The 14449-nt window shown below is 58.4% G+C and carries 13 protein-coding genes; 3 read left to right on the forward strand and 10 right to left on the reverse strand.

Features of this window, described 5'->3' with window-relative positions:
• Window positions 1-5 precede the first annotated feature (5 nt).
• The 9 genes from H7B67_RS25010 to H7B67_RS25050 form a co-directional block, all read right to left on the reverse strand.
• Window positions 6-839 (reverse strand): carbohydrate ABC transporter permease, encoded by an 834-nt coding sequence (locus tag H7B67_RS25010; RefSeq protein WP_185122605.1) that lies wholly within the window; start codon window positions 837-839, stop codon window positions 6-8.
• Entirely contained in the window at window positions 824-1765 is a 942-nt protein-coding gene (locus tag H7B67_RS25015) for a carbohydrate ABC transporter permease (RefSeq protein ID WP_342592620.1), read from the reverse strand. Before H7B67_RS25015 ends, H7B67_RS25010 begins: the two co-directional genes overlap by 16 nt.
• 16 nt (window positions 1766-1781) lie before the next feature.
• Window positions 1782-3083: an ABC transporter substrate-binding protein gene (locus H7B67_RS25020; protein WP_185122606.1), complete on the reverse strand. Its 1302-nt coding sequence runs from the start codon at window positions 3081-3083 to the stop codon at window positions 1782-1784.
• 254 nt (window positions 3084-3337) lie between these two features.
• The gene (locus H7B67_RS25025; RefSeq protein ID WP_185122607.1) at window positions 3338-4834 is read right to left on the reverse strand and encodes a response regulator; all 1497 of its coding nucleotides are present in this window, start codon (window positions 4832-4834) and stop codon (window positions 3338-3340) included.
• A 39-nt stretch (window positions 4835-4873) separates the two neighbouring features.
• Window positions 4874-6631, reverse strand: coding sequence for a sensor histidine kinase (locus tag H7B67_RS25030; protein ID WP_185122608.1), 1758 nt, complete (start codon window positions 6629-6631; stop codon window positions 4874-4876).
• A 196-nt stretch (window positions 6632-6827) separates the two neighbouring features.
• Entirely contained in the window at window positions 6828-7529 is a 702-nt protein-coding gene (locus tag H7B67_RS25035; protein ID WP_185122609.1) for an SDR family oxidoreductase, read from the reverse strand.
• A 127-nt stretch (window positions 7530-7656) separates the two neighbouring features.
• Window positions 7657-8697 carry a substrate-binding domain-containing protein gene (locus H7B67_RS25040; RefSeq protein WP_185122610.1) on the reverse strand — a complete coding sequence of 347 codons (1041 nt, stop codon included), beginning with the start codon at window positions 8695-8697 and terminating at the stop codon, window positions 7657-7659.
• A 118-nt stretch (window positions 8698-8815) separates the two neighbouring features.
• Complete coding sequence (locus H7B67_RS25045) at window positions 8816-9250, reverse strand: hypothetical protein (protein ID WP_185122611.1); 435 nt, start codon at window positions 9248-9250, stop codon at window positions 8816-8818.
• A gap of 155 nt (window positions 9251-9405) precedes the next feature.
• The gene (locus tag H7B67_RS25050) at window positions 9406-9975 is read right to left on the reverse strand and encodes a TQO small subunit DoxD (RefSeq protein WP_185122612.1); all 570 of its coding nucleotides are present in this window, start codon (window positions 9973-9975) and stop codon (window positions 9406-9408) included.
• A gap of 214 nt (window positions 9976-10189) precedes the next feature.
• On the opposite strand from H7B67_RS25050, the gene H7B67_RS25055 reads away from it, so the two are divergent.
• The 3 genes from H7B67_RS25055 to H7B67_RS25065 are packed head-to-tail and all read left to right on the forward strand — an operon-like array spanning window position 10190 to window position 12455.
• Window positions 10190-10669: a GAF domain-containing protein gene (locus H7B67_RS25055; protein WP_185122613.1), complete on the forward strand. Its 480-nt coding sequence runs from the start codon at window positions 10190-10192 to the stop codon at window positions 10667-10669.
• A 39-nt stretch (window positions 10670-10708) separates the two neighbouring features.
• On the forward strand, window positions 10709-11365 hold the full coding sequence (locus H7B67_RS25060; RefSeq protein WP_185122614.1) for a response regulator transcription factor: 657 nt from the start codon (window positions 10709-10711) through the stop codon (window positions 11363-11365).
• 25 nt (window positions 11366-11390) lie between these two features.
• On the forward strand, window positions 11391-12455 hold the full coding sequence (locus H7B67_RS25065; RefSeq protein WP_425353918.1) for a PAS domain-containing sensor histidine kinase: 1065 nt from the start codon (window positions 11391-11393) through the stop codon (window positions 12453-12455).
• 293 nt (window positions 12456-12748) lie between these two features.
• On the opposite strand, the gene H7B67_RS25070 is transcribed toward H7B67_RS25065, so the two are convergent.
• Window positions 12749-14221, reverse strand: coding sequence for a DHA2 family efflux MFS transporter permease subunit (locus H7B67_RS25070; protein WP_185122615.1), 1473 nt, complete (start codon window positions 14219-14221; stop codon window positions 12749-12751).
• Between the last annotated feature and the right edge of the window lie 228 nt (window positions 14222-14449).

The following is a 14449-nucleotide window of genomic DNA, read 5'->3' on the forward strand; positions in this document are numbered from 1 at the left end:
GGGATTCATCCTTTCACGGCACCGACCGTCAGGCCGGATACGAAGTAACGCTGCAGGAACAAAAACACAGCGACGATCGGAATGAGCGACAGAACCGCGCCAGCCATGATCAGCTGCGTCTCCGAGGTGAATTCGCCGTTGAGGGAAGCCAAGCCGAGCGGCAGCGTCTTTAGCTTGTCGCTGAAGATGTAGATCAGCGGCGCTTGAAAGTCGTTCCACACCGAGGCGAAAACGAATATGCCGAGCGTCGCGAGCCCCGGCTTGGCCAAAGGCAAGATAATGCGGGCGAAAATGCCGAATTCCGAGCTGCCGTCGATGCGCGCCGCTTCGGACAGCTCCATCGAGATGCCGGTAAAAAACTGTCGCATTAGGAAAACTCCGTAGGCGCTGAAGCTCTCAAGCAAGATCAGAGACCAGTGCGAATCGACCAGCCCGAGCGACCGGACGACCATGTACTGCGGGATCATGATGACCTGATAAGGTATCATGAACGCCGCCAGATAGATGATGAACAGCTTGTTCTTGCCCGGAAAAGAGAGTCTCGCGAAGGCATATCCGGCCAACGAGCAGGTGATCAGCTGGCCCAGAGTGACCGCGACGGACACTTTGATCGAGTTGAGATAGTACAGCGGGAACGGGATCGTCGTCCACAGCTCCGAATAGTTCTCCGGCTGGAACACCTTGGGAATCCATTGGATTGGATAAGCGAAGACGTCCTCCTGAGGCTTGAACGACGCGGACACCATCCAGACGAACGGGAAAATCATGACGACCGACAGGATCAAGGCAACGACGTAGGTCGACGTCCTCGCGAGACCCCGGCTCAGTAGTGCACCCATCGTTTCTCCCCCTTAAACTGCAAGTACGTGATGAGCAAGACGATCAGGAAGAGCACGATCGCTTCGGCCGAAGCATACCCGAATTCGCCGTTGCGGAACGACATGGCATAGATATCGTATACGAGCATCTTGGTCGAACGCCCGGGACCGCCGCCGGTCATGATGTAGACGAGGTCGAACGACTTGAACAGGCTGATGATGCAGGTGATGATGACGAAGAAGGTGACCGGCGAGAGCATCGGCAGCGTAACGCTGCGGAACTGCCGGAATACGCCGGCGCCGTCGATGCGAGCGGCCTCGTAGTACTCCGACGAAATTCCCTGCAGCCCCGCCAGGAATAACAGCATGTAATAGCCGGCCATCTTCCAGACGGTAATCAGGATCAGGCTGAACAACGCCCAGTCCGAGCTCGTCAGCCACCCCGGCGGATGGTCCGTAAAGGTCTTCAGGAACATGTTCAACGGCCCTTGAGTCGGATTCATGATGGCCTGCCATACGACCGCGATCGCCACGAAAGACGTAATGTGCGGGAAGAAAAGGGCGGCCCGGAAGAAGGCCTTGCCCTTGAGCTTGCCGTTGACCAGAATCGCCAGCAGCATCGCCGCGACGACGACCAACGCGCACGAAGCGAACGTATAGACGAGCGTATTGCTCAGCGAGATTCGGAAGTTGCTGTCCTGGAACAGCCGGGTATAGTTCCGGATGCCGTTCCACTGCATCGGGTTATAGCCGTCCCAGTTCATGAAGCCGAGCACGAACGCCATCAGTCCGGGAATCGCGATAAAGACGGCGAAACCGATCAGGTTGGGCAGGATGAACAGGTAGGCCGTGCGTGCCTCCGGCGTAAGAAACCGCTGGAACGCTCGCTTGGGCTTCGCCGCCGGGTCCGCTCGTGTTGCTGTCGCTTGCAGAGTTTTGGCGCTCACTTAACCAACTCCTTGCTTATTGCGCGATCTCTTTGTCGCGTCTGCTCTTGATGTTGTCGATCGCCTGCTGCGGCGAGATCTCGCCTAGCAGCGCGCGGGAGCCTTCTTCGTCGAGAATGATGTCCATCTGCGAGATGCCCGCGCGCACTTCGCGTTCCGGCACGGGGATCAAATGGAAGATCGCGTCGAGATTGACCGAATCGTTGGTGAAGTTCTTCTTGAATACTTCGCGGACGGCGTCCGCGTTGGAGGCTGGCGTCTGGTACTTGGCGACGATCTTTTGGCCTTCTTCGCCGGAGATGAAGCTGATCCACTTGATCGCTTCGGCTTGGTGCTTGGCGTTCTTGTTGACTCCGCTGACGACGACGGCGGTCATGCTGGTCTTGTTGGCGGCGCCTTCCGGATGCGGCGAGTACGTCATTCCCCACTCGAAATTCAGCTTGCCGTCCTTCTTGTCCTGCTCGAGCATGCCGGGGAACCAGGTGCCGGTGAATACCATCGCGACCTTGCCGGTCAAGAACGCCGTGCGGTAATGCGCGTTCGTGGCGGTATTCTCGGCGAGGCTGGCCTGCGCGCCCGAGTCGGTAAGCGCCTTGCGGTGCTCGAGTCCTTCCAGGAACGGTTGCAGGTCGTCGCCGTACCAGGAAGCGCCCTGCTGCATGCCTTCTCCGTACCAGGTTTGCGCCCAGTTCGGCATGAACGATCCCCAGATTTTGTCCTGTCCTTCGCCCTTTGTCATTTTTTGCGCCAGCTCGATATATTCGTCCCATGTCAGGTCGTCGTCCGGATACGGCACGCCCGCCGCATCGAACAGATCTTTGTTGTAGTAAACCGCCCAGCCGTCGTTCCGGAACGGAAGGCCGTACAGCTTGCCGTCGATCTTCACATTGTCGAAGTATTGGCTGACCGCTTGGAACGCGTCGGCGTTCGCGCTTACTTCGTCGTCCAGCGCGACGATCCGGCCCGTCGAGGCCAGCTTGTAGTAGGTAGGCATGTCCTTGAAAGCGAAGGCGTCGACGTCGCCTCCTCCGGTCAGCGTGACGGTCAGCTTCTCGTTGTACGTGTTGGAGTCGTTCGTCAGGAAGTCGACCTTGATGTTCGGATTCTGTTCCTCGAACTTCGCCTTCAGCTCCTCGTACATGCTCTGAGAAGCCGAATCGCTCCAGAACATGAACTTGATCGTCGCCTGTTCGGCGGAAGGCTCTGCCCCGTTCTTGCCGGCGCTTCCCGCGGCGTTGTCATTCCCGTCCGAGCCGCAGCCCGTTAGGGCGACGGCAGCCAATGCGAATCCTGCTGCGGCTTTGTACCAGTTGGACATTTGTTCGTTCCCCCATTCGTTTGTGTAGGAAAATCGATCGATAGGGTCATTATAGGCGTCTACATCGGCCAAGTCGTTAGACCAGCTTTAGATTAATTGTGCTGTTATCCATAAAAATACGCTTACATTTGCCATTTTGCGTCATTTTATCTGACGCAACATGGCATAAGTAAGCGTAAAGGGCAATTCGTTTGACTCCGATTCAGTTTTTTGTGCGAATCTTCAGTTCGGATTGGGGCCGCGTCGTCGTTCGGTCAACCTCCGTTGCGGTATTCCGTCGGCGACATGCCCGTCGTCTGCTTGAACAGGCGCGAGAAATGGCTCAGATTCGGCAGCCCGACCCGTTCGGCGATATCTTGCACGTACAGATGTTCCTGCTTTAGCATCTCCTTGGCCCGTTCGATGCGATAGGCGGTAATATAGGACATGGGCGTGTCTCCCGTCTTCTCGCGGAATAGCGTAGCGAAATAATTGGCATTCAGATGCGTCGCCTCCGCCAGCCGCTTGAGCGTGATCTTCTCCCCGTAGTGCTCGCGGATGAAGCGCAGCGCCAGATCGACCTCTCTGCTTCCCCCGGGGTCCGCCCGGCCGTCCGTCGCTCGAACGAGCAAAGCCGCCGTCTCGCGGACAAGCTGCTCGGCCGTGCGGCTCGCTTGAAGCCTGCCGATGAACGAATCGGGCCCGGACATGCTGTCCTCATGCCAGATCCCCTTCGGCAGATGCCTCACCAGCAGAAAGGACAGCTCCTGCACCAGCCGCCTCGGATGCACGCCGCGCGCGTCGGCCCGGCGCACGGCGTCCTCGAGCGCCGCCAAGAAATCGTTCGCGCGGCGGCCCGCCAGCAGAAACGCCAGCTCATCTTCGCGAGCCGGCTCGAACGCGGCCTCGCCCCGGCTGAAAACCCGCTTGTCCGAATGGGCGAGCAGCCTGCCCGGACCGACATAGAACAAGTCCTCTTGCAGCTCCTCCGCCTCTCTTAGACCGCGCTCCGCCTCCCGCGGGAGTTCTACCGGCGAGCTTGCGAGCACCGCGATGCCTTCTTCGGCGCAGCGCGCGAGCAGCAACCTCTCCTCCTCTCCACCGCGTTCAAGGACGGCGTGGATTCGTTTCTCCACGTCCAGAAATACGCGACCCTCCGCGACCAAGTCCGGCGAGGCCATCCTCCGGGCCATGTCGCCGGGCGAGAATTCACGCTCCCGCTCGACCGCGGCATCCAGGAGGATATGCCAGACCCAACGCGTCTTCGCGGCTCGGCCGACCATGAGCGAGCCCACCCATTGAATCGGGTCCAGCACGGCGGACAGCGGTTGCAGCTCCGGAGATATCTTGCCGGCGTCTCTCTGTCGGCTCGCGGGCTCGGGTATCCTCCTTCTGTCCTCTACCGCCTGACGAAGCCGCCGCAGGCAATCGCCGATCTCTTCGGGAGACAGGCGGAGCTTGTCCATATACTCGAAGACGCCCAGCCGGATTCCCTGTTGCACAAGCTCGAAGTCGGTATGGCTGCTAAGGATGCAGATCGGGATCGAAGGCGACCGCTCCCGAATCCGGCGGATGAAGGTCAGGCCATCCATCACGGGCATGCGGATATCCGTGAAGACCACGTCCGGCTGCAAAGCTTCGAACCGCTCGAGCGCCTCCTCCCCGTTCGCCGATTCCTCGACAACCTCGAATCCGTAGCTGTCCCAAGGCACCCGAATCCGAAGCGCCTCCCGCACCAGCCATTCATCTTCTACCAACAGTACGCGAATCATCGAATCTCCCCCTGTCGTCGGATGTACGATATGCCTCTGCTATAACGGTCGGTCCGGCAGCGTAATCCGGACTCGGCTCCCGCGACCCGGTTCGCTGTCGAACGATAGACCGAACGCTTCGCCGAAGTGAAGCCGGATTCGTTTGCGAATATTAACGAGCCCCAGGCCCGAAAAGGAAGAGCCCGTCCGCTCTGCCGGCGCGTCGTCAAGCGGGCGGACCGAACCGCCCTTGCCGTTGTCTGTCACTTCCATCACGATGGCGCCATCCGAATCGTAAGCCTGCACCCAGACAAGCAGCGGACGGTTCGCGTCCATGCCGTGATAGATGCTGTTCTCGACCAACGGCTGAAGAAGAAATCGCGGCACCGCTTGCTTGCGTAGCGAAGGCGGGATGTCGACGATGACCTGGAACCGTTCCGGGTAACGAATCTGCATAATGCGCACGTAATGCTCAAGCGCCGTCAACTCTTCTTCGAGCGCGATGAGCGGCTGATCGGCATAGATGCGGGAGGACAAGAAATACCCGAGGGAATGGATCGCGCTGCGGATCTGCTCCGTCTCCCCCATGAGAGCGAGCCCTTCGATGGACGCGAGCGTGTTCTTGATCATGTGGGGATGAATCTGCGACAGCAGCGCTTGGAATTCCAGCTCCAGCTTCTCCCGCTGCTCCTCCTGAATCTGCGTCTTTAATCCCTCGAGGTCGTCCGTCATCCGGCGAAAGGCCGTCTGCAGCAGACGGAGCTCCGGATCGGCCCGAATCTCCTCGTCTCCCCGCCACTCGCCATTGCCCACCTGCTTCATCATTTTGACCAGTTGCTTGACCGGCTTCACGATCCGGCCGATGAACAAATGGCCCAGGAGGATCGACAAAACGGCCCCGGCGGCCGTAACCAGCAGCATCAGCCGATAAACCTTCTCGAGGCCGGACAGCATCGACCGATAGGGAACGGGCTTGATGTACACCGTGTCGCTTAGCAGACGTCCGGCCAAATACACCGTGTCGTTCGAGCCGCCGGACGGATGGATGACTTCGCTTTCCCCGCCTTGACCGGCAGCAAGCGCAGCGTCTTCGACATCCCGCGGAAGGCTGGCGACGGTTCCGCCGCCGAGCGAGCGCACCGAGCCCGCGTGAATCAGATAAATGCCAGGGTCCGTAAAAAAGGCGGAGTCCGGCGCGCTGATGACGATCTGACCGAGAAGGGTATCCGTCCCCTGCAGATAGTAGTTAGCGACATACGAGATCATCGCCTCCCCGTTCGAAGCGAAGGTGAAGTCCGGATGGGAGAACGACCAATAAAAATCCCGGCTCGGGTCCGCGTTCGCCACGGCTTGGAAGGCCGCGCTGCGATTCAGATAACTCTTCAGCGACTCCCCGCCGCCGGTTTCCCAGTTCACGAAGGCTTTGCCGTTATAACCGTAGACGGTCACCAGCGGCGTCGATTTAAATTCGACGAACACGTTCTTGTTCAACATCGAATTGAATTCCGTCCATTCGCCCAAATATCGGCGGATATCGTCGGGGGAAGAGTCCGGATCCAGCATCCGCGCCATGCCCTCCTCGCGGATCAACGCGCCCGCGAGCTGCTGGAAGGCCAACAGCTTTCGGTCGATCTGGGCGATCTCCTGCTCGAGCGACTGCGATTGGATCCGCGTCGCCTGGGTGATGATAATGTTCCTGGAAACCTGGTACACGGTCGTGCCGATGATCGTCATCGGCACGACGCCAAGCAGAAGCAGGACGACGATAAATCGGGTGCGCAGCGTCCATCGCCCGAATCCTTTGCCGATACGCAACATGGAAGACGTCACCTCGTTTGCGACAGCCAACATGCAGCCGTAGTTGGTCGCATCGTAATCCCTAATCCCGCTTTTTGTCAAGAATAGGCGGACCGGTTGACGTCTTGCACCCGTTAGTCGATTGCGCTGCCAAACGCACAAAAAAAAGCCGCCCCCACGGTCAATGACGACCGATGGAGACAGCCCGGCGCCGCCATCACAGCGGCATTTGACGCCCTAAATAATCAACGAAGATAAATTCCTCCGGAATCTTGGTTCTGCCCGTCAGGATATCCAATATGCCGCGAGCGCTGTCGCCGGCCGATAGCGGAGCCGACGGCCCACCCATATCCGTCCGGATCCATCCCGGATGAACGGCGAGCGCCCGGATTCCCCTCGGCTTCATCTCTTCGTTCAGCTGCTTCGTGAACATATTCAGAGCCAGCTTCGAGATCGCATAAGGATAATCTCCGCCGTAGGCCCCCGAGAAGCTGCCCGCTTCGGAGGAGACGTTCACGACCATCCCGGCTTCGCTGTCGCGCATTAGAGGAATCATATGCTTCGCAACCGACATCGGACCGGTCAGATTCACTTCGAGCGTCTCCCTCACGTCCGAGAGGGACAGCGTTTCGATTCCGTCCTCCCGGCCTTTGAGCACGCCCGCATTGTTCACGATCGCGTCGAGACATAGCCGCTCCTCCCACAGCTGCCCGGCAAGCCGAATCGCATCCGCCTCGTCCGTTATATCCAATCCCTTCACCCGAACCCGTTCCGGATATTTCTCCGCCAAGCCGGCCAACTGCGGACCGGGATGCGCCGCATCCCGTACGCACGCGATCGCCGAATGCCCTTCCCGTACGGCCGCTTCCGTCAATTCGTAGCCGAGCCCTCTTCCCGCCCCGGTAATCAATAATCTCATCTTGTTCCGCCTCCCTATGTCCTACTTTATGAACACGCGTTTATAATGGAATAAAAAAATAGCGTCCTATTAAAAAGCGTCCGGAAGAGACAACCCGCCGCCTCTTCCGCCAGTTCATCCTCAGAATCTAGAGCTTCCGGCAAGAGTCGCGCACCACGAGCTCGGATCGAACCGTATACTCGAACGCTTCCGCCTCGTCGTCCTCGATATGGCCGATGACCGCCTCGGTCAGCTCCTTCATCATGGCTCCGAAGTCCACCTTGATCGTCGTCAGCGGGGGCTGGAACCGCGAGCTCAGCTCATGATCGTCGAACCCGACGATCGAGACGTCCTTCGGAATCTCGACCCCATGCTCCCTAAGCGCCCGGATCGCTCCGAAGGCGACGCTGTCGTTCGCCATCACGATAGCCGTCGGCAGCCGCTTGCCCGATCTCATGAAGCTTCGCATCGCTTCATATCCGTCGGACTCGTGGAAGCCGCCCGGGATGATCCAATCCTCGTTCCATCGAAGACCGTTATGCCGCATGGCTTCCTTGAAGCCCTCCAGCTTGGTTTCGCCGGAGGAACGCTTCATATCGCCGGCGACGACGCCGATCTCCGTATGATTCAAGGAACGAAGGTACTTCACCGCGAGCATCATCCCATAATCGTTGTCGAAGTTCACCACGACCCGATTCGCTTCGCTGCGCCCCGGAAGCCTCTGGTCGACGACTCCGACGATATAGCCTTCGGCGATCAGCTCCTCGATGAACGGCTCCTCGTTCGCCGCGCCGATGAAGATCCCGCCGTCGATCCGGCGCTGATAGAAGATATCCTTCACGCCGCGGATGATATCCCGATCCGCCGTATCCCGGATAATCGAAGTCAGCACGTAATAACCGTTGATCGAGGCGTTCTCGATAATGCTGACCAGCATCATGTTGGACAAGATATCCCTGGACACCTGCTCCGTCTCGATCATAAAAAGGCCGATCGTCCGCGTTCCCTTGCCCGCCAGCACCTGAGCGGACAGATTGGGAACGTAATGATGCTCCCGAATGACCTTCATGACCTTCTCGCGGGTCTCGGGAGGGACATTCGAATAATTGTTGATCACTCGGCTGACCGTGCTTCTAGATACGCCGGCCAGCTTCGCGATTTCGACCGAGCTGATTTCCGTCTTTCTCACGTTGGAGGCGACTCCTTCATTTGCGTGAACGCGTGTTTATGATTTCTATCTTAACAGCGCTCCGCCCGGTCGTCAACTTCCTTGAAATCGCATTCATCCTTAAGCGGCGCTCCTTTTCTCAAACGGAGGTTCCTTTGGAGCTCGCGCCGGAAGCGGGCGAGGAGACGAATCGATAGAGCAGGGCTCCCCCGACTCCGTAGAGAACGGTGCTGACAAAGTCGTACAAACCCAGGTCGTGGAACGGAAACAAGGCCAGAAAAGCGTAGCCCCAGAACGCGTAAGGCAAATACCGGAGCCCCGGAGATACCAGCGCAAGCCAAATCCCCGCGAAAAAGCCGTAGTAAGCGGCAAGATAGAGCGGAATGGTGTTGAACAGCAAATTTAGCGTATCGTAGCCGTCGTAAGAAACCGCCTCGTATAACAGCTCCCTTACGAACAGTACCGCAAGCCCTCCGAACAACAGATGCAAGGTGTAAGGAACCAGCAGCCGGATAATCGGGAACGACAACAGCCAGCCTCTAAGCTCGCGCAGCACCGCGGCGAATCGAACCATTTAAGGACCACGCCTCCTCTTGCTTGATTTGGCTTTATTATAGAAGAAACGGGATGCCGAAGAAGTCGAAGCCCGCCGGAAGGGAACAAAAAAAGAGACGGAGCGGCAATTCTGCCGTCCGTCTCTCGTCGTTCTATGATCATTCGCCGTTCGGGTTAGCTCGCCGCCCCATGGTGTCCGACCGGGGTCGTCGGGGTGTCCGGGGTCGTCGGCCGTTGCCCCTTTTTCTTATGGAAGAGGTGGGCGGTCGCTTTCTTCAGGTACGGCAGCAGGTAGTAGTCGACGCCGAATCGTCCCGCGTTAGCGCCGGCAACCATCGTTATCATTCCGAACAGGATAAGCCAAGGGTTGCTCGATACGGTTCCCGCGAGCAGGAACATGAAGTTCATCAGCACTCCGAAGAAGGCCGCCGCGGTCGTCAGAGCCCCGAGGATCAGGCCGAGTCCGACCAGGAATTCGCCCCAAGGGATCAAGAAGTCGAACAGCTTCCCGTTCGGGACGGCGAAGTGCTTAAGGAAGTAAACGTAGTTCGGATACAGCGCGTCCTGCGTTCCGGTCTCGAGCACGGGATTCTTGATCGCGTTGCCCAGGAAACCTCCCGCATGGAAGCCGTCCGCCGAAGTGATCTTGTGCCACCCCGCGTCGAGCCATTTCCACCCCAGATAGAATCTTACCAATACCATCAAGCCAGCTGCGATCTTATTGTTTCTGAGCCAGTTCATCATGGTTTTTCCTCTCCCTTCTTCTTGATTCCATCATACCCCCGGCGCCGAGGGTCTCCCATCGGGGGGAATCCTGAATTCCGGCGGAAGAATTCCTTAATTTCTCATAGGAGGTTCCCCGGTGCGGGCCTGAGGCGAAAATAAGGGAATTCCCCGACTTACAGTCCGATTCGGAAACCTTAAAATGAAGGCAAACCGTTGAAACGGGGTGAGCGCAATGGAATTGGCAAGAGAAGCCGTCGAGAAGGAGCTGTCCGTCCTCCGGGAGCTGCTTGAAGTCGACGTCGCGGCGGTGTCCTGGAAGAGAGCCCGCGATCGCCAGTGGGAGTGGTGGGCCGCCTCGGGTTGCCGGGACGAGAGATTCCGTTCCTTGTCCATAAGAATAGGAAGAGGGATCGAAGGCGCGGTTCCGAGAATCGGGAGATCGCTGATCATCGATAAAGAGCATCCGAACGGAGGCAAGCAGAGAGAGGAATCGGCGCTTATGCACGTCGAGCAGCTGGTATCCGCGATCGCCTGTCCGATTCTGGTGAAGGACGTCCCGGAAGGGGTGCTGCTGGCGGGTGCCCGCGAGGAGAGGAGCTTCTCGAAGGAGCAGCTACAACGTACGCAATTAGCCGCGGCGATGCTCGGACAGTGGGCGGAGGAAGCGGAATCCGAAGCGGAAAACGCGGTCGTCAGGGCACCCGATAATTGATATGATAGGGATAGAGAGGAACCGATTGGAGGAAATTCTTTGATTCGAATCCTGCTTGTGGACGACCACGCCGTCGTACGATCCGGGCTGCGCATGCTTCTGAACGCCAAGAGCGGCCTGACGGTCGTAGGAGATGCCGCCGACGGCGACGAAGCGATTCGCTTGGCGGCGGATTTAAAGCCGGATGTCGTCCTTATGGACCTCAGCATGCCCCACGGACGGGACGGCCTGAGCGCGACCGCGGAGCTTAAGAAGCTGCTGCCGGACACCAGCGTCCTTGTTCTGTCTATGCACGACGACGATGAATATTTGTTCAGGGCGATTCATGCCGGCGCCTCCGGCTACGTTCTCAAGAGCGCCCCTCACGAGGAGCTGCTGTCCGCGATCGAGTCGGTCTATTCGGGCAATGCCTATCTGTACCCCACCGCGACCAAACGGCTCATGAACGAATATATGGAGCGGATCAAGCACGGGGACAACTCGGACTCCTACGAATCCCTGTCCGATCGGGAGAAGCAGGTGCTCGGCTGGATCGCGAAGGGATATTCCAATAAAGAAATCGCCGAGAATCTCATCATCAGCGTAAAGACCGTCGAGACGCATAAATCCCATGTCATGGAGAAGCTAGGCCTTCGCACCAGGCCCGATCTCGTCAAATACGCGCTGAAGAAGGGACTGCTTAACTTTGACTCCTAATCCGATCGGACGCAAGGCGAGCGAGCTGCTCGAACAGCTGAACGACCCTTCCGAAGAGCTGGCGAGGGAAGACCTGAAGGAGATGCTCAAGCACCTTACCCAGCTGAAGCTGGCTCTGGACGAATCGTCCATCGTGGCGGTAACGGATCGGCGGGGCAAAATCCAATACGTGAACGACAAGTTCTGCGAGATCTCGCAGTACGGCCGGGCCGAGCTGATCGGCCGCGATCATCGGATCGTCAACTCGGGCTATCATGGCAAAGAGTTTTTCCGCGAGCTGTGGGAGACGATTCTGTCCGGCCGCGTCTGGAGAGGCGAGCTGCGCAACAAAGCGAAGGACGGATCTTACTATTGGGTGTACACGACCATCGTCCCGTTCCTCGACAAGAACGGGGAGCCGTATCAATTCCTGGCCATCCGCAACGAGGTAACCCCTCTTAAGAACGCCGAAGCCGAGCTTAAACGGATGATGACCCGCGTCATGCGCATTCAGGAGGAAGAGCGCAAGCGGTTCTCCCGCGAGCTTCACGACGGGATCGGCCAGAGCCTCTTCGGGCTCGCGATCCAGCTCGACCGGCTGTTGGCGGAGCCCGGACACTCTCCAGAGCTGACGAACATCCGCCAGGACGTATCGTCGCTCATTCAAGACGTAAGGGGCCTGGCTTGGGAGCTTCGGCCATCCGTGCTTGACGATCTCGGGGTCGCCCCGGCGCTTCGCAGCTACGCCGAGCTGTTCACGCAGCATTACGGGATCCAGGTTCGCCTGTCCTGCAAGCTGTCCGCCCGGTTCGATCGCCAGATCGAGACCGCCTTGTACCGCATCGTGCAGGAGGCGCTGACCAATATCGGCAAATACGCCAAAGTGCTGGAAGCCCGGGTGGAGGTATGGGAGACGGATTCGGCCATCCATGCCCGAATCGAGGATGACGGAGTCGGCTTCGTGCCGCTCCCGGAGAGGCAAGGGGTCGGCTTGTTCAGCATGGAGGAGAGGGCCAGAGGCGTCGGCGGGGTTGCTCAAGTCGAGTCCGCTCCCGGGCAAGGCACGGTTGTAAAGGCTTCGCTGCCCAAGACATTGTTGACAACTCAATAGAAGGCCTGTATAATAAGGGATTATGTTAAGTGTGACCCTCAGATGTTTCCTCTAATTGGGTGATTGACACTCCTCCCTTTCCCCAACACAACATCCTTGATTACAATCGGCTGCTGGAAGGAACGCGAATTCTCAACTGGAGCGGTCTCGGAACCGCAAGAACGATCGAGAGGTAGGGCTATCGTTGTCTTCGTGAAGTGATTCAGGAAAGATCGCGCGGTTGCGCTTATACTTATAATCAGACCCCTGCAGGATATCCTGGCAGGGGTCGACCAATTTCTATGGGGTTTATCTCATCCGACCATCATATGAATCTCGGCGGACTTCTCGGCGTTCGGGTCTACCTTCGGCCTGCGGAGCATGAGGCCGAGCACGACTCCCGCGACCCCGATAAAGAGAAGGATAAAGAAGGTGTAATTAAAAGCCGAAGTCCATTCTTCCACGCCCGGCGCCGGCTTCTGAGCCTCGACGAGCAGATCCTTCATCCTGTTGCCGGAGATCGTCGTCAGGGTGGCTATCGCCAGCGAAGAAACGACCTGCTGGAAGGCGTTCGTCATCGAGGTGACGCGGCCTACCAGGTTCTGCGGGGCGGATTGAATCAGATGCGTATTGAGCGGCATCATGAACAAGCCCATTCCCGCGCCCAGCAGGGCAAGCGGAAGCATAACCGAGATGATTCCGTCGGAGGCTTCGACTCGGGACAAGAAGAACGCCGCGAGCACAACCAGCGTCATGCCGGACAACACGAGCGGACGCGCCCCGAAGCGGTCGGACAGCTTCCCGCCGATCGGCATGAAGATCCCGGAGGCGATCGCCTGAGGAAGCATGATCAGCCCGGTTTCGAAAGCCGAATAGCCTTTGGCCGTCTGGAGGAAGATAGGGACGAGGAAAAACGATCCGAACAACGCGAACTGGGATACCCATTGCACGATGATCCCTCTCGAGAAGTTGCCGGATGCGAACACCCGCAGCTCAAGCAGCGGATTCTTATGCCGGAGCTCGACGATCACGAAAGCGATCAGGGCGACGACCCCGACTGCGATGCCGATGAGGGTCTTAGGCTCCGTCCAGCTCGTAGCCCCTTCCGTTACCCCGTAGGACAAGGCAGCGAAAGCAAGCGGAGCCAGGATCATTCCGAGCAGGTCCAGCGAGGCGACCGACTGCCGATCGATATTAGGCAGGGTGCGAATTCCGATCAGAACGGCGATCACGCCGATCGGCAGGTTAATCAGGAAGATCCAGTTCCAAGTGACGTAATCGACGAGCCAGCCGGCCAGAACCGGACCTAGCGCCGGAGCGAGCAGAATCGGGATGCCCATCATCCCCATGACCACCCCGACCTTATCCGGCGGCGACAGGCGGTAGACGAACGCCATGGCGATCGGCATGACGACTCCGCCGCCGAGCCCTTGAAGAACGCGGAACAGGATCAGAAGCTCCGCGGTATTCGCCAATGCGCAGAGCAGAGATCCGATCGTGAACAAGCCGACCGAGATCAGGAAGATTCTCTTGGCGCCGAACCGATCGGACAGCCATCCGGCCAGCGGAATGATCGCCGCCTGCGCGAGCGCGTATCCGGTAACCGTCCATTGAACGAGCGATAGCGAGCCGTTGAATTCCTCCTGCAGTTTGGGGATGGCGACGTTGACCGCCGTTCCGTCCAGGATGACCATAAACAGACCGACGATGATCGCCACGAGAGGTCCGAGTAAAGAGCGAATCGAGCCGGATGACCCCGGACTGGCTTGCTTGACTTGCGCTGACATGGTTTCCAACCACTCTCCCTTAAGATAAGCTTGCCGACGGGGAAAATCCTCGGTTTACGATTCGTTGACCGCTTTGACGCAATCAAGCTAAAATAAGGACGTAGGATTTCCGTCAGACGGCATGCCTTTCTATATGCGGACAATTGTCCGTTTAGATTCGATGTTAGCGGACAATTGTCCGCATGTCAATAACTCGCTTTGTTAAATTTTAGCTGCCTTGAAGGAGGG

The organism is Cohnella thailandensis, from assembly GCF_014212135.1.
Taxonomy (GTDB): Bacteria; Bacillota; Bacilli; order Paenibacillales; family Paenibacillaceae; genus Cohnella; species Cohnella thailandensis.